General features: G+C 64.0%; 21 protein-coding genes and 1 pseudogene. 12 read left to right on the forward strand and 10 right to left on the reverse strand.

Annotation, left to right across the window (positions count from 1 at the left end):
- Positions 1-16: 16 nt before the first annotated feature.
- Positions 17-430 (reverse strand): CBS domain-containing protein, encoded by a 414-nt coding sequence (locus Har1129_RS10395; protein ID WP_151100587.1) that lies wholly within the window; start codon positions 428-430, stop codon positions 17-19.
- Between the two features lie 488 nt (positions 431-918).
- Here Har1129_RS10395 and Har1129_RS10400 point away from each other — a divergent pair.
- Positions 919-1450, forward strand: a pseudogene (locus tag Har1129_RS10400) (patatin-like phospholipase family protein).
- Positions 1451-1456: 6 nt separating this feature from the next.
- On the opposite strand, the gene proS reads toward Har1129_RS10400, so the two are convergent.
- From proS to Har1129_RS10415, 3 genes are all read right to left on the reverse strand, one after another.
- A complete protein-coding gene (proS, locus tag Har1129_RS10405; protein WP_151100588.1) occupies positions 1457-2911 on the reverse strand; it encodes a proline--tRNA ligase in 1455 nt (484 codons plus the stop codon).
- Between the two features lie 96 nt (positions 2912-3007).
- Positions 3008-3784 (reverse strand): S-adenosyl-l-methionine hydroxide adenosyltransferase family protein, encoded by a 777-nt coding sequence (locus Har1129_RS10410; RefSeq protein ID WP_151100589.1) that lies wholly within the window; start codon positions 3782-3784, stop codon positions 3008-3010.
- Positions 3785-3863: 79 nt separating this feature from the next.
- On the reverse strand, positions 3864-4586 hold the full coding sequence (locus tag Har1129_RS10415; protein ID WP_151100590.1) for a hypothetical protein: 723 nt from the start codon (positions 4584-4586) through the stop codon (positions 3864-3866).
- An 81-nt stretch (positions 4587-4667) separates the two neighbouring features.
- On the opposite strand from Har1129_RS10415, the gene Har1129_RS10420 reads away from it, so the two are divergent.
- From Har1129_RS10420 to Har1129_RS10435, 4 genes are all read left to right on the forward strand, one after another.
- Positions 4668-5003, forward strand: coding sequence for a hypothetical protein (locus tag Har1129_RS10420; protein ID WP_151100591.1), 336 nt, complete (start codon positions 4668-4670; stop codon positions 5001-5003).
- Entirely contained in the window at positions 5000-5503 is a 504-nt protein-coding gene (locus Har1129_RS10425) for a winged helix-turn-helix transcriptional regulator (protein WP_151100592.1), read from the forward strand. Before Har1129_RS10420 ends, Har1129_RS10425 begins: the two co-directional genes overlap by 4 nt.
- A gap of 81 nt (positions 5504-5584) precedes the next feature.
- On the forward strand, positions 5585-6850 hold the full coding sequence (locus Har1129_RS10430) for a Dyp-type peroxidase domain-containing protein (protein WP_151100593.1): 1266 nt from the start codon (positions 5585-5587) through the stop codon (positions 6848-6850).
- Between the two features lie 146 nt (positions 6851-6996).
- Entirely contained in the window at positions 6997-8055 is a 1059-nt protein-coding gene (locus Har1129_RS10435) for a hypothetical protein (RefSeq protein ID WP_151100594.1), read from the forward strand.
- 488 nt (positions 8056-8543) lie between these two features.
- Here Har1129_RS10435 and Har1129_RS10440 read toward each other — a convergent pair whose 3' ends face one another.
- Complete coding sequence (locus Har1129_RS10440; protein ID WP_151100595.1) at positions 8544-9026, reverse strand: hypothetical protein; 483 nt, start codon at positions 9024-9026, stop codon at positions 8544-8546.
- A 268-nt stretch (positions 9027-9294) separates the two neighbouring features.
- Between Har1129_RS10440 and Har1129_RS10445 the strand changes: the two genes are divergently transcribed.
- The 3 genes from Har1129_RS10445 to Har1129_RS10450 all read left to right on the forward strand — a co-directional run bounded on the left by Har1129_RS10445 (position 9295) and on the right by Har1129_RS10450 (position 11710).
- Positions 9295-11208, forward strand: coding sequence for a beta-CASP ribonuclease aCPSF1 (locus tag Har1129_RS10445; RefSeq protein WP_151100596.1), 1914 nt, complete (start codon positions 9295-9297; stop codon positions 11206-11208).
- Between the two features lie 78 nt (positions 11209-11286).
- Positions 11287-11442 (forward strand): hypothetical protein, encoded by a 156-nt coding sequence (locus tag Har1129_RS20580; protein WP_004963115.1) that lies wholly within the window; start codon positions 11287-11289, stop codon positions 11440-11442.
- 19 nt (positions 11443-11461) lie between these two features.
- Positions 11462-11710, forward strand: a complete 249-nt coding sequence (locus Har1129_RS10450) for a hypothetical protein (protein WP_151100597.1) — start codon at positions 11462-11464, stop codon at positions 11708-11710.
- A 38-nt stretch (positions 11711-11748) separates the two neighbouring features.
- On the opposite strand, the gene Har1129_RS10455 is transcribed toward Har1129_RS10450, so the two are convergent.
- The 5 genes from Har1129_RS10455 to Har1129_RS10475 all read right to left on the reverse strand — a co-directional run bounded on the left by Har1129_RS10455 (position 11749) and on the right by Har1129_RS10475 (position 16384).
- Entirely contained in the window at positions 11749-12303 is a 555-nt protein-coding gene (locus Har1129_RS10455; protein ID WP_151100598.1) for a hypothetical protein, read from the reverse strand.
- Positions 12300-13625, reverse strand: a complete 1326-nt coding sequence (locus Har1129_RS10460; protein ID WP_151100599.1) for a divalent metal cation transporter — start codon at positions 13623-13625, stop codon at positions 12300-12302. Before Har1129_RS10460 ends, Har1129_RS10455 begins: the two co-directional genes overlap by 4 nt.
- Before the next feature lie 172 nt (positions 13626-13797).
- A complete protein-coding gene (locus tag Har1129_RS10465) occupies positions 13798-14520 on the reverse strand; it encodes a hypothetical protein (protein WP_151100600.1) in 723 nt (240 codons plus the stop codon).
- Between the two features lie 42 nt (positions 14521-14562).
- Complete coding sequence (gene pdhA / locus Har1129_RS10470) at positions 14563-15675, reverse strand: pyruvate dehydrogenase (acetyl-transferring) E1 component subunit alpha (protein ID WP_151100601.1); 1113 nt, start codon at positions 15673-15675, stop codon at positions 14563-14565.
- Positions 15676-15727: 52 nt separating this feature from the next.
- The gene (locus Har1129_RS10475; RefSeq protein WP_151100602.1) at positions 15728-16384 is read right to left on the reverse strand and encodes a sugar phosphate isomerase/epimerase; all 657 of its coding nucleotides are present in this window, start codon (positions 16382-16384) and stop codon (positions 15728-15730) included.
- 68 nt (positions 16385-16452) lie between these two features.
- Here Har1129_RS10475 and Har1129_RS10480 point away from each other — a divergent pair, with 68 nt between their 5' ends.
- From Har1129_RS10480 to Har1129_RS10495, 4 genes are all read left to right on the forward strand, one after another.
- Positions 16453-16869 carry a hypothetical protein gene (locus Har1129_RS10480; protein ID WP_225307800.1) on the forward strand — a complete coding sequence of 139 codons (417 nt, stop codon included), beginning with the start codon at positions 16453-16455 and terminating at the stop codon, positions 16867-16869.
- Positions 16870-16933: 64 nt separating this feature from the next.
- A complete protein-coding gene (locus Har1129_RS10485; protein WP_151100603.1) occupies positions 16934-18058 on the forward strand; it encodes a thiamine ABC transporter substrate binding subunit in 1125 nt (374 codons plus the stop codon).
- 12 nt (positions 18059-18070) lie between these two features.
- Positions 18071-19936: an iron ABC transporter permease gene (locus Har1129_RS10490; RefSeq protein ID WP_151100604.1), complete on the forward strand. Its 1866-nt coding sequence runs from the start codon at positions 18071-18073 to the stop codon at positions 19934-19936.
- Entirely contained in the window at positions 19926-21071 is a 1146-nt protein-coding gene (locus Har1129_RS10495; RefSeq protein ID WP_370455414.1) for an ABC transporter ATP-binding protein, read from the forward strand. The genes Har1129_RS10490 and Har1129_RS10495 overlap by 11 nt, the downstream gene beginning before the upstream one ends.
- Positions 21072-21241: the final 170 nt, after the last annotated feature.

A 21241-nucleotide genomic window follows, 5' to 3' on the forward strand; every position in this document is an offset into this window, starting at 1 on the left:
GCGGTTCACATGGTGCTCAGCCGAGTACGGGCGCAGATGACTGCTCGATACCCGAAACGTAGGCCGTCATGTCAGTTGTCGTTAACATTCCGACCACTCCTTCCGTCTCATCGACGACAGGGAGGTGATGGACGCTGTGGTCCAGCATCAGGTCTGCGGCCACCTCAACAGGGTCGTTTGCCGTTACTGTGACCAGATCCGTCGTCATAAACTCAGACACGTCTAGCCCTGTCGTGTCGCCACCCTCTGCGGCGATCTCGACGAAATCCGTGGAGGTGAGAATCCCCAACACCCCTCCGCCATCATCGACGACAACAACAGAACTGATGTTCTCGTCAAGCATCCGCTTGGCGACCGCTTTCGCGTTCGCATCGGCGGCAACAGTGGTGACAGGCGATGACATAATTCGTCCGACAAACACGTCGTCCATGGCAGCTGATAACATGGGTCGAGATATAACTGTGTTGGTTCCGGATATCTATCGATCACAGCGACAGAGAAATATATAAGGTCTTAATATCTCACGCTCACCACAACGTATGCACCGCCGAATCAGTCGCGCGCTGTCCCCCGACAGTGCAGTCCCGACTGGTCGGTCAGCACAGGGCTGCCAGCTCACCACTGCTGACCCAGACTGTTCGGTTTACGTATAGTTCCCACGACGGTATCTGTTCGCCGTTTGGCGTTTGTATGACTGTAGTCTGACGGCGATTTATATACATAGGGGCAGCAGTGATCATCGGGGGCACGGAGGAAAATGTCACACGCTCCCCGACCCCATCCTTCCTTCATACTGTGGGCTGTCCCTTCGTGAAGTACTTGCTACCCAGAAGGAGCGATATGCTTCACGGAAGTACAGCCGACAGTATCAGTCGGCCGGCAAGCATCTATACAGTCCCCTTGTATATGAATTAAACCATGTCCGGTCAGGGTCCCAGCGTCGCTATCGCCTGTCAAGGCGGCGGCAGCCACAGCACGTTTACAGCCGGTGCGCTGCAGCGACTCCTGCCAGCGGTCGACACCGAGGACAACCTCGCGGGATTGAGTGGCACCTCCGGTGGCTCTGTGTGCAGTCACAGCCTGCTACGGCCTCCTCAGTGAGAGGCCCGACGATACCGGTGATCTACTGGAGACCCTCTGGTGTGATGTCGCCGCGACGACGCCCTCGCTCCTGCTGAACGAGTCGCTGGCGGAGATCACCGACCGCCGGCAGGAACTGTCCGGAAATCTCTCGCTGAATCAGGAACTGTTCTTCGTCCGGAAAGTCAACGACTGGGTGGAAAAAGGGTAGCTCCCGGACGAGTTCAAGCACATGGCGATTCGGCGACTGGTCCTCGATGAAAAGCTGACAGCGGCCTCGAAACGTGACCGTGACCCCCGATTCATCAAGGACCTCATCGAAAAGGGCCGAACCGAAGCCGACGCGTTTCTGGATCAGTCGCCGCGATAACGGCTCTCAGTAACTCTTCGCGAAGTACGCCGTTTCCTCGGCATCCTCACCACAGATGGCGCAGTCGTCGTGGATCGGCTCCTCGTCGCGGTCCAGCGGAACCATCACGATCTCCGCGGCGATAGCGTCCTTGATCGGCTCTTCACAGTCCTCGTCACCACACCAGCCACATTTCACGTAGCCGCCGTGCTGGCCGATGGTTCCCAGAATCTCCTCGCGGGACTCCGCCTCGCGGATCTCGCCCTCCAGCGTCTCCTCGGCGTCGGCGTACAGCTTTGCGTGGACGGTGTCGAGGTGGTCGGTGACAGTGTCAGCGATGCCGTCGCGGTCGACCGTCTCGGTCTCGCCGTCGGGGCGGTGGACGAGCGTCGCCTCGCCGTCCTCGACCTCGTGGGGGCCGATTTCGACCCGGAGCGGCACGCCGTGGAGTTCGTGTTCGTTGTACTTGAAGCCGGGATTGCGGTGTTCGCGGTCGTCCAGTTCGACGCGGACGCCGGCCTCGTCGAGTTCGGCAGCGAGGTCGGCGGCGTAGTCGACGACTTCCTCCTGATTGTCCTCCTGCCAGATAGGGACGACGACGACCTGATCGGGCGCGAGTGCGGGCGGGAGGACGAGCCCCTGATCGTCGGAGTGGGTCATGATGAGCGCACCCATCGCGCGCCAAGACAGCCCCCAAGATGTCGTGTGGGCGGTGTTCTCTTCCTCGTCGGCGTCGGCGTATGTGATGTCGAACGCCTCGCCGAACGAGGTCCCGAGGTAGTGTGATGTAGCGGCCTGCACGGACTTGCCATCAGGCATTAGCGTCTCGATGGTTGTCGTCGTGTGCGCCCCGGGGAACTTGTCGTGGGGCGGCTTGCGGCCCTTCAGCGGCGGCATCGCCATAACCTCCTCGTAGAGGCGGGCGTACTGATCCAGTCGAGTCATCGTCTCCTCCCACGCGCCGTCTTCGTCGGCGTGGGCAGTGTGACCCTCCTGCCAGAGGAACTCCTTCGTGCGGAAGAACGGCTTCGTCTCGGTGGCCTCCCACCGGACGACCGAACACCACTGGTTCAATCGCATCGGGAGATCCCGGTGCGAGCGGGTCCACTGGGCCATGAACGGCGCGATGATGGACTCGCTAGTAGGCCGGACGGCGAGGCGCTCTTCGAGTTCGTCGTGGCCGCCGTGGGTCACCCACGCGACTTCGGGATCGAACCCCTCGACGACGTCTTTCTCCTTCTCCAGATAGCTCTCAGGGATAAACAGCGGGAAGTAGGCGTTCTGGACGCCGGTGTCCTTGAACCAGCCGTCGAGGTTGTTCTGGATACGCTCCCAGATGGCGTAACCACGCGGACGCGTAACGATGAACCCGCCCATGGGGGCGTAGTCCGCGAGGCCGGCCTTCTGAACGACCTCGGCGTACCACTCGCCGGGTGAATGCTCCTTGCTCTCGGTAATGCCGAGTTCCTGCTCGCCACTCATTAGGTGTGTCGTGGCCCACGGCGCTAATAAACTCCCCGAAGGGTGGTGAGGCGCTGGCACGCGGCCGGGACTAGTGTTCGGTGTCCGCCGAAACCGTCAGGCCAGAACCGTCAGTTCGTCCCCCGGCACAGGGTCTCCGAAGGCCGCCGCTGCGGACCCGCCGCGCAAGAATAGCTCCTGATAGGGGTCCCCACCGCCTGCCGAGCCGGGAACGATGGCGAGAGCACCCTCCGGAACGTCTGACACGGCGTTTCTGACAACGACCTCCCGAGACTCGCCGTTGAGTTCGACAGTGACCGTGTCACTCCCCGGTGTGAACGCCGAGTGGCGGATCGAGGTTTTGACGTTCCCGTAGCCGTCGACGTGACAGACCACGGACTCGGGCGGGGCCGGCACGTCATCGAGTGACCGCTCCGCACCGAGCGAGGAGCGGTTTCCGTTCGCGATTTCGGCGACTCGCCGCGGGAATACGTCCCGTGAGCGGAACTGGCCGGTGTCCGCCGGGAGTTCGATCTCGCGGAAGGTCGTGGCATGGTCGGCGATAAACGAGAGGTTGTAGCCGGCGTCGACGGCGATGACGGGGACGCCGTTGTCCAGTTCGAGATAACACAGCGGACCGCCGCTGTCGGCCCGCTCCGGCGTCGACTCCGTGGTTCGTGGCGCTGTGTTCGAGTAGATCAGCAGGTCGTCGAACGGGGGATTGTGGAGGCCGAGCTGAGCGATCCAGAATCCAGTGGCAACCGTCGAGAACGGCTTTATTTCGGTCGATTGGACGGTTATCGTCGGGTCGGCGGCAGTGAGACGGTGGACGACCTCTGAAAAGGCCGGGTCGGCCGGGCCGTAATCCGCGATGAGATGAACGAACGTGCTCATGTGAAGCTCCGGTTGCCACCACGTCGGTCTACCTGTATAATCTTGTGCCCTGATACCAACCGACGCATCATCGGGTCATTCAGGCACCGATTGTCGTTAGCGAGGCGATAGAGTCGGCGACGCGGCGTTCCATCCCGGTTCCGGCGAATCCCGGTGCGGGGTCGACCGCTTGGGCGTAGAACTCCGACTCACTCTCGACGAACTCGACGCTCAGTGCGCGTGCGCCGAATCGGTCCAGTAACTCCCGGACACGGGCCGCAAGCGTTACCTCGACGGTTTCCTCGCTGATGACGTGGTCCAGTCCGGTGACTTCCGACCGGACCTGAATCGCTCGCAAATGAGTTTCGCGGCCGTCGTTGACGGCGAAGTACTTGTACTCGACCGGTTCATCCCGGACCCGGGCCTGATAGAAATCGCCTTCGCCGCTGGCTTCCGGCACGCCGTCCCAAGAGTAGCGAGTCCGGGCGACGTAGTCGCAATCGGGCTTTTGGAACCAGACTGTCGGGACCCGACAGCCGACCTGTTCCAGCCCGTGGAGAGCGACGAGTCGGCAAGACAGCGCCGTCGTCGGCAGGAACCCGTTCCACGTTTCGACGCCGACTCTGTCAGCGTACCGAAGCGCGCTGAACGACTCGGGCCGGAGCGTCGTGTTGACGAGCGCGGCCAAGTCGTCGATATCGGCTTCTGATACCGGGTTTCCGGGGCGGAGAAACTGGATGTCAAACCCCCGTGCGGAGAGTCGCTCTGCGACGGCACCGAACACCGAATGCTCTGGCTCGCAGATGAAGCCGATACAGTCCATACCGCCACGTCTCAGCGGTCCGATAAAAAAGTCGCGCAAAACCGAACGACTGAGGCACCGTGGTTCCGAAGTGAGCGCCTGATGAAACCGCTCAGTATTGGGGGCGACCTCGGTGCCGGGAACTGGGACATCGCCGCCGTCGTTGTCCTTTCCGCTGTAGCCGGGGCGGTCCTGTGTGGGCTCGCTCTGGTGGCGTACCGGCAGCGCGGGACTCGTGCGTATCTGTTGATTGTGCTCGCACTCACCGCGCTGTTTGCCCGCCCACTCATCGCACTGTTGTCAGGGTTCGCTGTGGTCTCAGAACCGACTCACCATTTTATCGAACACGCGCTCGATACCCTCTTTGTCGTCCTCGTCCTCGGTGCAGTGTATTACGCCCGGACAGTCGAGAAACGCCTCAACAAGGAGGGGCTATGAGCGACACCAGAGCCCGAATCCACCGGCATATCGAGTCGAACCCTGGTGTTCACTTCCGAGAACTAACGCGGGCACTGGACCTCGCAACGGGACAGGTCCAGTACCATCTGGCCCGGCTTGACCGCGTTCACAGCGAGTCAGTCAACGGGCGCACGCACTACTACCCGGCGTCATTTGGTCTCTGGGAGCGCCACGCCATCGCCTTCCTCCGGCGGGAGACGGCAAGAGACATTCTCGTGACGCTCATAGAGTGCGAGACCGCTCGCCCCAGCGAGGTGTCCGACCACCTCGATATCGCCCGGAGCACGCTCGAACACCACCTCAGCGGCCTAGTCGAATACGATATCGTCGAAAAGCGCCGAGACAGTGGCCGGGTGACGCTGGCGCTCTGCCGGCCGGAGTTGACTGTCGAACTGCTCACAGCGGTCGACCCCACGGCCTCCGAGCGCCTGTCGGATCGCTTCGCCCGGTTACTTGACCGTCTCTTCGAGAGCGGCTAGCCCGATGACTGCCACGGCAGACCGACCGATTTCGAGTCCCGTACCACAACCCAATTGGACGGGCGGTCCATAGACTGGGTGATGACTGAACGCGGGATTTCCCGACGCGAGTTCGCTAAAAGCGCCGTCGCCATCGGCGGCACCGCGGCGCTGGCCGCCTGCCTCGACCGCGGGTCGGGGACGGTGCCCGAAGGAACCGACGACCCCTCGTCGCTTCCGGAGCGCCAGCACGCGTGGGACACGTCACTGGCGACCGACGACGCGGGGAACCACCGACTGTCGCGCCACCACGTCCTCTTGTTACTGGATTACACCGGCGACGGGACGCCGACGGACGCCGACCGCGAGCAGGCCGAGGCAGCGCTTCGAGGTCTCGAACAGGCCTACGAGTGGAGTAACGAGGGGCTGCTGTTCACGCTCGGGTACAGTCCGGCCTACTTCGACCGCTTCGAGGCCGACGTCGCCGGCGTCGACCTGCCCGAGCCAATGGCGCTTGCCCCGTTTGAAGACCCCGAACTCGACACGCCCGACGCCCTGCTTCACCTCGCTAGTGACGACGAGCGCGTCGTCATCGAGGCCGAGGAAGCGCTCAAGGGCAATCGAGATACCGCAAACGACCACGAAATAAGTGCTACCTTCGAGGGCATCTTTCGCGAGGCGGAGCGACGGACGGGATTCGTCGGGGCCGGCCTGCCCGCTGAGAAGCAGGACATCGACGGGGTTCCGGACTCCGAACCGGTCCCAGAGGAAGCCCCGCTGTTCATGGGGTTCAAATCCGGGTTCAAGGAGAATCAGGCCTCCGAGGACCGCGTGACGGTCGATTCGGGGCCGTTCGCAGGCGGCACGACCCAGCACCTCTCGAAAATCCGACTGCAACTCCAGCAGTGGTACGAACAGGATTCCCGGGACCAGCGCGTCTCGAAGATGTTCTGTCCGGCCCACGCCGCCGAAGACAAGGTCGAAGGCGTCGGCGAGAACCTCGGCACTGACAACGGGGCTGGCGAGTGTCCCGAGGACGTGGTTGACAGCGGTAGACGGGACGGCGTCGTCGGCCACGCACAGAAGATGTCCCGCGTCAGAGAAGACGGGACGCCGACCATTCTCCGCCGGGACTTTAGTTCGACCGACGGCGGCGAAGCAGGGCTGCACTTCCTCTCGCTGCAGCGCTCTATTGCCGACTTCGTCGCGACGAAACAGGCGATGAACGGGACAGACGTCGCTAACGACTCCGCTGTCGGCCAGCGAGTGAACAACGGCATTCTCCAGTACATGACCGTCGCGCGACGCGGGAACTACCTGCTCCCGCCGCGGGACCTGCGGGCACTCCCGCCGGCCGACCCGGCCTGACTGATCTGGTCAGGACACCGGCTCGCGGTTCTCGACTGACCCGCGAGTGGACTGACCGAAGACGGGTCTTGTGTCGTCCGGGTCCCGCCACGGAATTCGGCTATCGTACCAGAACGGTCTTTCAGACGAGGACCCAAAGGCGGTCCATGAATCGCCGAGAGTTCCTCGCCAGTACCGGTCTCGCCGGCACGACGGTTCTGGCGGGGTGTGGTTCGCTGAGTTCCCAGTCGACACGCGCCCCACCGCTGGTCGAGAACCGCCCCGACGCCACGTACCGCCCCACCCACGCTGAGGGAATGGGGATGGCCGGGATGGCACAGGCGGGCGAGTACATGGTCGGGCTGAGCTACTCCTTTCCCCACCGCTTCTGGACCGTGACTGGGACGACGGCCGAGAAGGTCGACATCCGGAGCAAAGATAGCCTCCACCTGATGGCGACCGTCTGGGACCCCGAGACGGAAATGGTCCTCCCGGTGTCCGCCGGCCTCTCGATCACTATTGAGCGCGACGGCGAGACGGTCGCAAACAAGTCTCCATGGCCGATGATCTCTCAGAACATGGGGTTTCACTACGGAGACAACTACGCGCTGGACGGTGACGGCGTCTACCAGCTTTCGGTCCGCGTCAACGGAATGAGCGAACGTCGGCTGGGGGCCTTCGAGGGACGGTTCGGCGAGGCCGGCGAGGCCACAGTCGAGTTCGACTTCGCACAGAACAGTCGTGATCAGCTCTCCTTCGAGGAGTTCCCCGAGACACAGGGCGAACGCGCGGCGGTCGACCTGATGAATATGGACATGGTGCCGACATCGCAAGTCCCCGAAGTATCTGCGCTCCCCGGAACAGTGCTCGGAACAGACAAAGGAAGCGACGGCGTCTACGCCGTCACATGGCTTCGGGACGCCGAATTCCTCGCCGACGGGGAGTCGTATCTCGCCGTCTCGGCTCGGACACCGTACAACCGCGTCCCCCTTCCGATGATGTCTCTCGACGGAACCGTAGACACCAACGGTGAGACGGTGTTTGACGACGCGCTGACCGCCGCGGTCCATCCCGAACTCGGATATCACTACGGCGCAACCGTCGAGACGACAGCGCAGGAGCCGTCTGTCGGTGTCGACATCGTTGCCCCACCGCAGGTGTCCCGTCACGAGGGGTACGAGACGGCGTTCCTGACGACGCCCTCGTTTTCGTTTTCAGGCAACTGACAGCTCAGCCAATGGGGCTCAAACAGTAGCTCGGGTCGGCTGGCAGTCGCTCCAGACGCTCGACCGATGATTTTTGCCGAAAATTGCCGTGACTCCACGATTCGGCGTCGGACACCTGTTGGTACGAGGCGACGTCCGGCGATGGTCGCAGTTCCCACCTACGACGGAACCCCATGCTGCCGCGCTTGCCCCTATTTGAACCACTCGGTGTACTCGTCACAGTCGCGGCACTCGGCACGGATACGCCACTCGTCCCCGCGCTCGTGAGAGGACGGTGCCACCCTGTTTATCCGGACATCCACCGACCCACATTTCGGACACTGGCTCGGAATCTGCTCACCAAACATGTAGGAGTGCTATCCGTGTACTTACCAGATTTGCCTACCAGAGTAATATTTGTTCCCCGAAATGTATATTATAAATAAGTTTTAGGGAGATAACAAATGCCGGAGCCGGGCAACAGTCCGATACCAGACTCTTTGGCGGGGTCACTCCACAGCGAACGGACTCTCCGTGCGTTGCCACGGCCAGCCCGGGACCCGCGTCTGGACTCCGGCCGCGAGCGCGGCGTCGAGATCGTCAGCGCCGGCGGTTTCCGTGTCGTCTCCATGGGTTCGAACGTCTGCGACGTGGAAGGTGGCCTCCGCGAGTAGCCGGAGCGGTTGCCCGCCGGCAATCATCGCTGCCAGCTCACGGCCCAGCAGTTCGTCGACGACGAAGCCCGGGTAATCGCTCTCGACGTCCAGTTCTCGAAGCAGACGGACCAGCGCGGCGACGTTGACCGCCCGGTCGCCGTCGGCGAACACCTCGCCGATAGCGGCCGTGTAGGCGTCGTCTGTGAGCCTGTCAACGTTGACATCGAACTGAGAGCCGAGGTGGGCTCGCGTTTCGTTTACCAGCGGGACAACCTCGCTACCCCGTTCCTGTACCCACTCGTACTCTTTGTGGACGGCCGCAGGTGTCAGTCGCATGGTTGAGTATCTCACAGTGCGCGTTTACCGCTTGTGGGCACGCGCAGCGGCGACTGCGGGACAGTCACGACCGCCGTATTGCGAAGGCTTTTATAACACGAGGGGAATACTGGGAAATAGAGGACGGTTTTCCGGACATCTCTCCACGTCCGGAGGCAACTCACCGATAACTGATGACTTTATTAGAGAGCGTACATCCCGCGGCACTAGGTCGGCCCGCACCAGCCGTGGACGGCCCCGCTACCGGGATGACACCCCGTTTTGAGCTATGAGCACTGTAGACAAGCAACTCGAAGACGTGAAGGCAACGATCGACGACGAAGTCCCGCGCCGTATTTCAGTCTCGGATGTCACCTACGAGGGACCGGAACTCGTGATATACACGCGGGACCCGAAGGAGTTCGCCGCGAACAGCGACCTCGTTCGCCGGCTCGCGTCGAAACTCCGTAAACGCATCACGGTCCGCCCGGACCCGGACGTACTGGCCCCGCCAGCCGAGGCCGAGGCGGCGATCCGGGAACTCATCCCAGAGGAAGCCGGCGTCATGGACCTGAGCTTCCACACCGACACCGGCGAAGTCGTCGTTCAGGCACAGAAGCCCGGCGTCGTCATTGGCCGGCGCGGCGCGACCCTGCGTGAGATCACACAGGAGGTCGGGTGGACACCCGAAGTCGTTCGGACGCCCCCCATCGAGTCCTCGACGGTCGAGAACGTCCGGAACTTCCTCAAACAGGAGCGCGAGGACCGACGGGATATCCTCGAACGCGTCGGCCGGCAGATCCACCGCGAGCCGATGTCCGACGACGAGTACGTCCGCATCACGACCCTAGGGGCCTGTCGGGAGGTCGGCCGCTCCGCGTTTATCCTCTCGACGCCGGACACGCGCATCCTCATCGACTGTGGCAACAAGCCCGGATCGAACGGCGAACAGCCGTATCTGGACATCCCGGAAGCGTTCGGGGCCGGGACCAACGGCATCGATGCCGTCGTGCTGACCCACGCACATCTGGACCACTCCGCGCTCGTTCCGCTACTCTTTGAGTACGGCTACGACGGCCCCATCTACTGTACGGAGCCGACGCGGGACCTGATGGGCCTGCTGACGCTCGATTATCTGGACACCGCCGCGGACGACGGCCGCACCCCGCCATACGACTCTGAGATGGTTCGAGAGGCGATCAAACACACCATCCCGCTTGAGTACGGCGACGTGACGGACATCGCGCCGGACATCAAGCTGACCCTGCACAACGCCGGCCACGTCCTCGGCTCGTCGGTGTGTCACTTCCACGTCGGCGACGGCCTGTACAACGTCGCCTTCTCCGGCGACATCCACTACGACGACACGCGCCTGTTCGACGGCGCGGTCAACGACTTCCCGCGAGTCGAGACGCTCGTGCTGGAGTCGACCTACGGCGGCCGCAACGACTACCAGACCGATCAGGAGGACTCGGAGCGAAAGCTCAAACAGATCATTCAGAACGCGCACGACCGCGACGGCAAGGTTCTCATTCCGACCTTCGCGGTCGGGCGGTCACAGGAACTCATGCTCGTCCTCGAAGAGGCGATGCGAAACGGCGATATCCCCGAGATGCCGGTCCACCTCGACGGGATGATATGGGAGGCGACAGCCGTCCACACGACCTACCCAGAGTACCTCCGTGATGACCTGCAGGACCGCATCTTCGACGAAGACCGGAACCCGTTCCTCGCCGACCAGTTCAATCACATCGACGGCGACGAGGAGCGACAGGACATCGCCGACGGCGATGCTTGTATCATCCTCTCCACTTCCGGAATGCTCACTGGCGGTCCGGTCATGTCTTGGCTCGAACAACTCGGCTCCGACCCGGATTCGACGCTCACTTTCGTCGACTATCAGGCGCAGGGGACGCTCGGCAATCGAATCCAGCGCGGCATCGACGAAGTTCCCGTCGGCGGCAGCGGGCGCAGCGAAACGGTTCCGCTTGAGATGACTGTCGAGACGGTCGACGGCTTCTCCGGCCACGCCGACCGGCAGGGGCTTGAGAACTTCGTGAAGACGATGAACCCCCGACCGGAGAAAATTCTCTGTGTCCACGGCGACGAATCCGCGACACAGGACCTCTCCTCGTCGCTGTACCACGACCAGAACATCCGGACCTTCGCGCCGGAGAACCTCGAAACGTTCCGCTTCCGCTGACCCGGTCACCGTTCTCGGTTCGCTCTCTTCCCGATAGCCAGACGAACCTCTATACGGCAGGCGGGTGAAGGGTGAGATATGGACATCATCCAGTATCTCGACGAACTCGAACCGGTCGGAATGGTACTCATTGGACTCGTGCTGTTTATTATCCCGGAGCCCGCGACCTCGACGCTCGGAATCGGCCTGATAGTGCTCGGTGGCGCGTGGTGGTTCTACGAGTGGAATCGGTGAGACACGGACAGCAGTTTCTATGAATCACGACCGCATTCACGCACAGGAGCCATCACACCACCGTGACCGATGGACAGTCGGCACAGTCGCTGAGATAGTGGAGGAAAACGGCCACTGTACCGTCACTGTTGAAGACGAGTCCGGCGAGCCGATTGAACTCGTCGTTACCATGGCCATTCGCGACCTGTTCGTCAGTCGACTGGACATCGGCGACGACGAAAGCCCGGTCGGAGAGCGCGTCTGGTTCCGAGAACACGGCGGGCCGTAGCCAGCCGTTGACGCGTCCAGTCGGCGTCTGACGGGACGCTACGACAGGTCGACGGTCCGGTCGGCCCAGGCCCGAAGCCGAGCGACGGCGTCCCGCTCGGCCCGAGACACCGGGTCATCAACGCCCAGTTCGTCACTTTCGAAGGCGTTGAGGACGGTCACATCTGCCCCGTCACAGTATCTAGTGAGCCGGCTGACTGTAGCGCCCTCGTGCTGAAACGGAATCGTCGCGTCGTTGACGAACACCGCTCGGGGGTCCGCCGGCAGCGCGTCAAGCTGTCGCTCGGCACGGCGGGCGTTCTCCCGGGCGAGTGCGACCGCCTGATCGTCCGTCTCGCTCTCGGCTCGCGGCGCGCTGGCGTCAATTCGGCCAACCCAGACCGGCTCCGGGAGCGTAACGAATCGGTCGAGGCGGCCGCCCAAGACCTTCCCGGCCCGTTCGAGTTCGGGCGCGAAATCGAGAACGACGACGCCCTCGGGTCCCTCGCTGTCGAGCCAAGTGTCAAGCGCGGCGGCGGTCGTCCGCGTCTTACCGGCGTTCGAGGGACCGGTGACGAGCGTCGACCCGGAAAGCGGGAACTCGACACCGGTCACGCGAGGCGTTCCTCCCGCAGGAACTTCCCGCCGAGGCCGACCATGGCGAGCCCGAGCGCGACGGCAAAGGCCAGTACGAACCCGGAGAGCGGACCGATACCGCCGCCGAGCTGTTCGACGACGAAGTTCGCGGCGAGCCCACCCGAAACAGTGATCAGTGCAAGTCCACCGACGTTAGCCAGTAGCGAGTTCGACTCCGGGACCGCGTCGGAGTTCAGGAGATAGAGGACGATCGCGATGACAAAGGGCGTGCCGACGGTGCCGAGCGCGAGCACGAGAACGAGCTGGCCCAACACGTTCCCGCCGATGAACGCGCCGGGTGCGGACAGCAGCGCCACGGCGACGAGCAGTCCGCGGTAGCGGCTGTCCTCGATAGTGGTGCCCCAGCCGAGCTTGTCGGCGAGCAGGAACGGTGGGACGATAGTGTTACCGCCGAGCGTCGACACGGCCGCACCCCAGAGCCCGAGCAGGAACAGCCAGCGGGCGCTGTCGCCGACCAGCGGGCCAAGCGCCTCCGCAGCGCCGACTGTCGTGAGGTCGCCGGAGGTGAGCACGCTCGCCGTCACCAGAAAGATGGCGAGGCTGTAGACCCCGAACGCCACCAGCATGGACGCCCCCACGTCGACCGTCGCGAGGTCGTAGTCCTCGCGAGTCCAGCCCCGGGCTCGCATCGTGTAGGAGTGCATCGTGATGAGCGTGATGTGGACCGCGCCACCGAGGATACCGGCCGCGACCAGCGCGCTCCCGGACGGAACCGTCGGTACCAGTCCGGCCACCGCCGCGCCGGCGTCGATGGGAACGACGAACAGGCTGGCGACGAACGCGACGACGACCAGCAGAACAAGGACTTTCGCGGCCAGTTCGAGGAACCGGTAGCCGCCGCCAGCCAGTCCCGCTGCGAGGAGAAGCGCCCAAGCGACGCCCCAGATACGTGCGTCGATTCCCGTTACTGTCGCCGACACCGTGGCGACGGTCTTCATGATTACCAGTTGTGCCACGCCGGCCGCAAGCACTGCGTCGCCGACCAGCAGCCACGCCCACGTTTCCCCGATATAGTCCTCGACGACGGCGACGATCCCCCGCTCGGTCAGCAGTCCCAGCCGCATCGCGAGATACTGTGCCAGCGCTCCCGCACCCGCCGAGAGGACGACGACCCACAGGAGGCTGTAGCCGAACGCGCCGCCCGCAGTGACGAGACTGGCAATCGTGGCCGGGCCGGCGGCGATTGCGCCCGCAATCCAAGACGGCCCCATCGCTTCGACGTAGTCACCGATTGTCCCCTTGCTCACAGCCGAACTGTCGACGGTTTCGGTCGAACTCATACCTCCGGCTTGGGTGAGGCCCCCTGAAAATACTGCCGACATATCTTTCGGTGGTATTTTGCAGTAATTCGGTTGCAGTACAGCGATTACGTAGAAACCAAGGCGTTGTCGAGCCGACACGCTATCGGCTCACCGAGTAGAGCGCTGCCCCGCCGACGGTGGCTGTGCCGGTTCAGAGTTCGACGGTTCCGAGGTCCGATTCCAGTTCCTCGACGTGGTCGTTGTAGGCGTCGACGAAATCCGCGAACTGTGGAGCGTACTCGCGGATGTCGGCCGCCGAAGGCGGTTCGTACTGGGAAAGCAAATAAAGGCCGTTGCTCCCGCCGACGCGGAGATACGACGCGCCGTCGGTGTCCCACTTCAGTTCCCAGCGCGTGCCCCCGATTCTGTCGGTGAAGGTCCCGTAGTCGCCGCCCTCGTAGCGCTGGAGTTCCCGAGCAATCTGGTCACAGATCTCTCGGATGCGGCCGAGAACACGGTCGCGTTCGGTCACGACGCCGTCGGTGGTCGCGATGTCGGGGAACTCCGTCGACACGTCGTCGAGCACGCCGTCGAGCGACGCGACGTAGTCGTTGAACCCATCGACGAAGGCATCGTAATCGGCGAGCGCGGCCGCCAGCGGCTCGGGCTCCGGCGGCTGTTTGGTCGAGATGACGTACACATCGGAGCCACGCGACGGCGAGAACCGGAGGTACTCCAGATCGCCACCCTCGTACTTGACGGTCCACTCGCCGCGGTCGGTCTCGATGTCAGCCTGCCCGTAGTCGCCGCCTTCCAGCCGGGCGAGCTGGTAGGCGACCTGTCCGGCGTGGTCACGGACCGCCGCGACCAGTTCGTCGCGCTGCTGTGCAACGGCTGTCGCGTCGGCGGGGTCGGCCGGTGGCCACTCTGTCACAGTAACCGGAAGCGACGGGACGGCAATAACAGGCTCGGTCGGCTACTCGGACTCAAGCAGCGCGTCGTCGCCGTGGCGCTCACGAAGGTCCTCGAAGTACTCGCGCTGCTCGTCGATGTTCTGGGTCGATTCCGCGTACACGTCGGCGAAGAGGTCCGTCGGGTCGGCGGCGTGTGCTTCGGCGTTGTCGATAATCTCGCCGAGTTGCTCGTTGATGGTGTCGTCCATCACGTCTATCTTCTCGTCGTCTAGCAGATTGCAGTTTCTGAGGAACTGCTCCATGCGGTCCAGCGGGTCGCGCTCGCGCCACGCCTCGACGTCCGCCTCGTCCCGGTACACGTCTGGGTCGTCGGCGGTCGTGTGCGCGCCGAAGCGGTACTGGACGGCCTCAATGAAGATGGGTTCCTGCGCCCCGCCGTCGGCACCCACGGCCCGTTCCCGGGCGGCCTCGGTAACAGTGTAGGTCGCAAGCGGGTCCATGCCGTCGACCTGCACGCCGTCGAAGCCGTACGCGTCGGCCTTCTGGGCCAGCGTCTGGCTGGCGGTCTGGCGCTCCCGCGGCACGGAGATGGCCCACTGGTTGTTGTTGCAGACGAACACTGTCGGCGTCTCGAACACGCCAGCGAAGTTCATCGCCTCGTGGAAGTCCCCCTCGCTGGTGGCTCCGTCGCCGAAGTGGACGACGCCGGCCCGCTCGTCGCCCTTGCGCTTTGCCGCCCACGACCACCCGACAGCGTGAGGGAGGTGCGCGCCGATAGAGATGTTCAGCGGGAACACGTTCACGTCGCCGATGGCGGCGTTACCCGCCTCGTGGCCCATCCAGTAGAGGACGTACTCCCAAGGGAGCCCGCGGGCGACGAGCGCACCGTGTTCTCGGTACTGATAGAAAATCGTATCCTCATCGGCCAGCGCGTACGTCGACCCGATCTGTGACCCCTCCTGACCGGCGAGCGACGAGTACGTGCCGAGTCGGCCTTGGCGCTGGAGGCTTATCAGCCGCTCGTCGAACTGGCGGGCAAAGCGCATATCGCGGTACATCGACACCAGCGCCTCGTCGGAGAGGTCCGGGATAAGGTCCGGGTCGACGATCTCACCGTCTGCATCGAGCGCCTGTATGCGGTCGTCGGGAGCCCGATTGAGAACGTCGTGTGACATATCGTATCACCATACACGAAGGGGGCCGGCAAAAAGCTGTGTCTGTGGCCGCTTAGTCAAGCCACTCCAGCACGTGCCGACGGGCGTCGGCCTGATAGTCGGGCATCACTTCGAGGACGACAGCTCCGTCGAAATGGGCGGCGAGCACCTCGGCGGTCCGTTCGAGCGGGATGTCGCCGTCGCCGAACGCCAGCCCGTCTTCCAGCGACGTGCCGTCGGTGAAGTGAACGACCTGAATCTGGTCGCCGTACTCCCGGAGCAACCCCGAAAGCGCATCGAGATACGTCGGCTCGGCCATGAACAGGTGGGCCGTATCGAGAACGAGGTCGTGGCCGCGGTCCAGCAAGAGATTCTGAAGGGAATAGACGCTCATACCGGGGTTGTTCTCGTAGCCGTACGGCGCGGTGAAGTCGTAGCTGTCAAGCAGGCCGGTGTGCGTATGCTGGGCGTACTGGCTGTGGACCACGAGATAGGCGTCGAGTCGCTGGGCAAGTGCATCGCTCTGACGGAACGGCTCCGGGTCGTCCGGGCGGGCATGAAGTGTGTGGACTGACGCCGCGGAGACGGGTGATTGTTCGACGGTCGCCGCTGTAGCCGCTATGTCGTCGAGGTCCGCCGGTCTGAGATAGAGTTCCACGCTGTCAAAGCCCCGGTCGGCCGCGGCGTTAAGCTTGGCTGGGCTCGGCGGGCACTTGCCGACAAGGTTCATTATCGTGGCTTTTCACGACAGCGAAAATAAAACAGTCCCTTCACCAACCCCGCTGAGCCCGAGTATTCATGCCGTTTCCGCCCAACAAATCCATGATGCTCGGCAAAGAGAGCGCAGAGGCAGACAAGGATGGGGTGACACTTTGGCGAGGACACCAGCTGTCGCACACCCATGCAGTGCTCTGGACAGTCATCCTCGTCGCAACAATCGGTGACATCCTCCTGACGATGACCGGGCTCACCGTCGGACTGCAGGAAGGGAACGTCGTCGTCAACACGATGCTTTCGGAGTTCGGGCTGGCTGGGCTCTGGCTGGTGAAGTTTGGGGCGATGCTATGGCTGGTCGCGGGCTGGCGACTGCTCTCCGAGCGCAACGCGACGATATTTCTTGCCCTGTTCGCTGTGGTGACGCTGGCGATCGTTGCCTACAACTCAGTTACCATCCTGCAGTACCGCAGGGTAATAACGCTCTCTGTGGGGTTTTAAGGAGCTGAGACGTTAGGATTCAGGAACACCGGGATTAAGTACCACTGGGTGTGACCACGGTGTAATGGATAGACGTTCGTTCCTGACAGCGGCCGGCGCGACAGTGTCCGTCTCGTTTGCCGGCTGTGCCGGACTGGGCGGCAGCGACGCGGCGAGCACTGAGGCGTCGAGTACCGGTGAGGCAACTGCGAACGGAACAGCCACTGGCGATGCCGGCGGTGCCGAGGAGACGCTCGTTGTCGGCACCTACAGCGCGTTCGTCGACTCGCCGTCGACGAGTCCGGGCGCGTGGGTGAAACAGCGCTTCGAAGAAGAGTTCGACGCCCGCCTGATTTGGCAGACGCCGAGCAACGAGGTCAACCACTACATCGAGCGCCGGAACGCCGGCGTCGACATTGAGGCCGACATGTATCTCGGGCTGAACACGGACCATCTCGTCCGGGTCGACGAGAACCTCGACGGCGGGCTGTTCGCCGACGTCGGTGACGTGGCCGGGCAGGACGACATCAAGTCTGGCCTGCAGTTCGATCCCGACGGCCGGGCGATTCCCTACGACACCGGCTACATCAGTCTGGTGTTCAACGGGACGGCAACCACAGCGCCGGCGACGTTCGATGGCCTGCTGGCCGAGGAACACGCCGGCGACCTCATCACGCAGAACCCCGCCAGTTCCGCGACCGGGCGGGCGTTCCTGCTGCACACGGTCAAGCAGTTCGGGCCCGACGGCTATCTGGACTACTGGAGCGACCTGCAAGCTAACGACGTTCGGGTCCTCGGTTCGTGGAGTGACGCCTACAGCGCGTGGTCGGGCGGCGAAGCGCCGATGGTCGTCTCTTACTCCACCGATCAGGTGTTTGCCGACCGCAACGACGCGAACATGGAGAAACACCAGATCCGATTCCTGAACGATCAGGGCTACGCTAACCCGGAGGGGATGGCGGTCTTCGAGGGGGCAGACACCCCCGACCTCGCGCGGGAGTTCATGGGCTTCCTGCTGCGCCCGGAGATTCAGGGTGAAATCGCCGTCCGGAACGTCCAGTTCCCGGCGACCGAATCCGCCGAGCTCCCCGAGGACTACGCCGAACTGGCTCAGGAACCCCCGGAGCCAGTCACCTTCGGCTACGACGAGCTCAAGGGCTCCGTCTCGGGCTGGATCTCCGACTGGGAGCGGCAGTTCGCTTCGAACTAACGACGACTGACTGTGGCCCGAGATCTCGGCGGCGGTGGCGATGGCGGCGGTAGTACTGACGGCGAGGAGCCGACAGAGACAGCGGACCGCACACCCAGCGGACGGGGGCGAGCTATCCGCAACAGCGTCGACCGCTGGGCGCTCTCCGCGCTTGCGACAGCGACCATCGCGCTGTTGCTCGGCATCTTCTACTACCCGGTGGCGACGGTGTTCATCGACAGCGTTCTCGTGGACGGCCGCTGGACGGTGCAGGTGTTCGTCTCGATACTGCAGGACCCGTTTTATCTCGGGGAGCCGGCGCGGTTGCTCGCGGGTGAATCGATTGGTGCAGTCGTCGAAAGTGTCCTGTCGCCGGACCGACGGTTGGGGGTCATCGGCTTCACGGCGTACCAAGCGGCGCTGTCGACCGTCGCCAGCGTTGCCCTCGGACTGCCGGCGGCGTATCTGCTGGCCCGGTTCGAGTTCCCCGGACGGCGGACGCTCCGGTCGCTGACGATTCTCCCGTTCGTCCTCCCGTCGATAATGGTCGCCGTCGGCTTCGTCGCCACGTTCGGCCGGAACGGAACGCTCAACGCCGTCCTCGGCGCGCTCGGCCTCGGGGGCGTCGACCTCCTGTTCACGCTGGAGGCCGTTATCGTCGCCCACGCCTTCTACAACGCCCCACTTGTCGCACGGGTGACCACCGCCGCGTGGGAGTCCGTCGACGCCAGCGCGGTCGAGACGGCGCGGAGCCTCGGCGCGAGCCCTTTCCGGGCGTTTCGCGATGTGGTCGCCCCGCAGCTGTACCCGTCGGTACTGATGGGCGCGGCACTGACGTTCGTGTTCACCTTCAGCACGTTCCCCATCGTCCTCGCGCTCGGCGGCTTCCAGTTGGCGACCGTCGAGGTGTTCGTCTACCGCCTCATCCGCGATCTGGAGTACGCGGAAGCGGCCGCGCTCGCCCTGCTGGAACTCGGCATCTCGCTGGGGCTGCTGTACGCCTATCTCCGGTACGAGGCGCGCCACACCGTGCGGTCGCGCGGGATTCGACCGCTCCCGCGGCGGCCGCTGACCCCGCCGTCGCTCTCGGTCCGTGAACTGCTCCCCCGAATGGGGCTCGCCGTCTACGGCGTCGTTGCGCTGGCGGTGTTTGTCGCGCCGATAGCGAGCATGGTTCTCGCCAGCGTTAGCGGGCCGGAGGGGCTGACGCTAGCAAACTATCAGTTCCTCATCGACCGGCAGACGACCGGCGCGTCGTTTCAGGTCCAACCGTGGGACGCGGTCAGGAATTCGCTTTTGTTCGGCATCGCCTCGCTCGCCGTTGCCCTCCCGATGGGCGTCGTCGTGGCCGTGCTGACGACGCGGGACTATCGGGGCCGAAAGCTCGTCGACGCCGTCGCGATGGCTCCCCTCGCCGTGTCGGGCATCGTCGTCGGTCTCGGCCTGCTTCGGGGCCTCGTCTTCGGCATCGAAATCGGCGGCACCCGTCTCGCCGTTGGCGGCGGCCTCGCCATCGTCGCCGCTCACGCCGTCGCCGGCTACCCGTTCGTCGTTCGGACGGTTGCGCCCGGCCTCGAAAGTATCGATCACACGCTGGTCGAGTCCGCCCGTGCGCTCGGTGCACCGCGCGCCAGAGCACTCGTCGACATCGAACTCCCGCTGGTGTGGCCCGCCGTCGTCGCCGGGGCCGCCTTCGCGTTCGCTATCTCAATCGGGGAGTTCTCGGCGACGATTGTACTTGCCTCCGGGACGAACCAGTTCACGATGCCCATCGCAATCGAGCGGTTCATCGGCCGCCGGCTCGGCCCCGCGACGGCGATGGGCGTCGTCCTGCTCGTGGTCACCAGCGCGAGCTTCCTGCTCATCGACCGACTCGGAGGTGACGACGTTGGGTTCTAAGGAGTCGCCGTCGGACAGTACTGCCGTGGACCGGAACGGCACGCCGGCCGTCGAACTCGACGGCGTCACCAGACGCTACGGTGAGACGACCGCCGTCGAGGACCTGTCGCTCTCCGTGCAAGAAGGCGAGTTCTTTACGCTTGTCGGTCCCTCCGGCTGCGGGAAGACGACGACGCTCCGGCTCATCGCCGGCTTCGAGGACCCGACGCGGGGCACGGTCCGGTTCGGCGGCGAGTCCGTCACCGGCGTCCCGCCGGAGGACCGCGACGTGGGCGTCGTCTTCCAGAACTACGCGCTGTTCCCGCACATGACCGTCGGGGAGAACGTCGCCTACGGGCTCCAGTTCTCCGACCCACCCGATGGCGGCAGCGACGAGTCGCGGGTCCGCGACCTGCTGGAACTGGTCGACCTCGGCGGCATGGTGGACCGCGATCCCGACACGCTCTCCGGCGGCCAGCAACAGCGGGTGGCGATGGCCCGTGCGCTGGCTCCCGGTCCCGACGTGCTCTTGCTCGACGAGCCGATGAGTGCTCTCGATGCGAAGCTCCGGGAACGGTTGCGTGTGCAGGTCCGCGAGATACAGCAGGAACTGGGAATCACCACGATATACGTCACCCACGATCAGGAGGAGGCGCTGGCCGTCTCAGACCGCGTGGCGGTCATGCGCGACGGGACGCCGGAACAGGTCGCGCCACCGCGGACCATCTACCACGAGCCGGCGACGGAGTTCGTCGCCACCTTCGTCGGTGACAACAACGTTCTCAGCGGCGCGGTGACAGCAGTGCGGTCGCCTGATGCCTCTGACGGCGCTGGCAATGGGAGCGGACAATCAGTCGCCGACGTGACTGTCGAAGACATCACGCTCTCGGTAGCCCTGAACGGCGACAGTGGCCCGGAGTCAGCCGTCTCATCCGGCGACCAGCTTACCTTCTGTGTGCGGCCGGAGCGACTCTCCGTCGAGGCCGACCGAAACGCGCTGACGGCGTCGGTCACGAGCGCGGAGTTCCTCGGGGACACGACGCGCGTGCATCTCGACTGGGCGGGCCGAGAACTCCTGTTACGAGCCGAAGACCCACCGACCGGCACCGTGACAGTCGGCTTTGCCCCGACGGACGCACACATTGTCGATAAATAGTCGTAAGCTACCAATCCCCACGCCCACGCCGGAATGAGACCTGTTTTAACCCACCTGTGGTTATCGCCGATATCAATATGACACGCGGGGCCGTCGCAAGTGGTCGGAAGAGGCGTATCGGAGCGTGTCGACAGGGCGTGTGGAAATCACCGACTCAAAACCAGAGTCGC

The organism is Haloarcula sp. CBA1129 (genome assembly GCF_008729015.1).
In the GTDB taxonomy this organism is placed as follows: Archaea; Halobacteriota; Halobacteria; order Halobacteriales; family Haloarculaceae; genus Haloarcula.

What these genes read in the sequence shown, in the direction of transcription:
- Har1129_RS10395 (WP_151100587.1), bottom strand. Translation starts at nt 430, where the DNA reads ATGGACGACGTGTTTGTCGGACGAATTATGTCATCGCCTGTCACCACT.
- proS (WP_151100588.1), bottom strand. Translation starts at nt 2,911, where the DNA reads ATGAGTGGCGAGCAGGAACTCGGCATTACCGAGAGCAAGGAGCATTCA.
- Har1129_RS10410 (WP_151100589.1), bottom strand. Translation starts at nt 3,784, where the DNA reads ATGAGCACGTTCGTTCATCTCATCGCGGATTACGGCCCGGCCGACCCG.
- Har1129_RS10415 (WP_151100590.1), bottom strand. Translation starts at nt 4,586, where the DNA reads ATGGACTGTATCGGCTTCATCTGCGAGCCAGAGCATTCGGTGTTCGGT.
- Har1129_RS10420 (WP_151100591.1), top strand. Translation starts at nt 4,668, where the DNA reads ATGAAACCGCTCAGTATTGGGGGCGACCTCGGTGCCGGGAACTGGGAC.
- Har1129_RS10425 (WP_151100592.1), top strand. Translation starts at nt 5,000, where the DNA reads ATGAGCGACACCAGAGCCCGAATCCACCGGCATATCGAGTCGAACCCT.
- Har1129_RS10430 (WP_151100593.1), top strand. Translation starts at nt 5,585, where the DNA reads ATGACTGAACGCGGGATTTCCCGACGCGAGTTCGCTAAAAGCGCCGTC.
- Har1129_RS10435 (WP_151100594.1), top strand. Translation starts at nt 6,997, where the DNA reads ATGAATCGCCGAGAGTTCCTCGCCAGTACCGGTCTCGCCGGCACGACG.
- Har1129_RS10440 (WP_151100595.1), bottom strand. Translation starts at nt 9,026, where the DNA reads ATGCGACTGACACCTGCGGCCGTCCACAAAGAGTACGAGTGGGTACAG.
- Har1129_RS10445 (WP_151100596.1), top strand. Translation starts at nt 9,295, where the DNA reads ATGAGCACTGTAGACAAGCAACTCGAAGACGTGAAGGCAACGATCGAC.
- Har1129_RS20580 (WP_004963115.1), top strand. Translation starts at nt 11,287, where the DNA reads ATGGACATCATCCAGTATCTCGACGAACTCGAACCGGTCGGAATGGTA.
- Har1129_RS10450 (WP_151100597.1), top strand. Translation starts at nt 11,462, where the DNA reads ATGAATCACGACCGCATTCACGCACAGGAGCCATCACACCACCGTGAC.
- Har1129_RS10460 (WP_151100599.1), bottom strand. Translation starts at nt 13,625, where the DNA reads ATGAGTTCGACCGAAACCGTCGACAGTTCGGCTGTGAGCAAGGGGACA.
- pdhA (WP_151100601.1), bottom strand. Translation starts at nt 15,675, where the DNA reads ATGTCACACGACGTTCTCAATCGGGCTCCCGACGACCGCATACAGGCG.
- Har1129_RS10475 (WP_151100602.1), bottom strand. Translation starts at nt 16,384, where the DNA reads ATGAACCTTGTCGGCAAGTGCCCGCCGAGCCCAGCCAAGCTTAACGCC.
- Har1129_RS10480 (WP_225307800.1), top strand. Translation starts at nt 16,453, where the DNA reads ATGCCGTTTCCGCCCAACAAATCCATGATGCTCGGCAAAGAGAGCGCA.
- Har1129_RS10485 (WP_151100603.1), top strand. Translation starts at nt 16,934, where the DNA reads ATGGATAGACGTTCGTTCCTGACAGCGGCCGGCGCGACAGTGTCCGTC.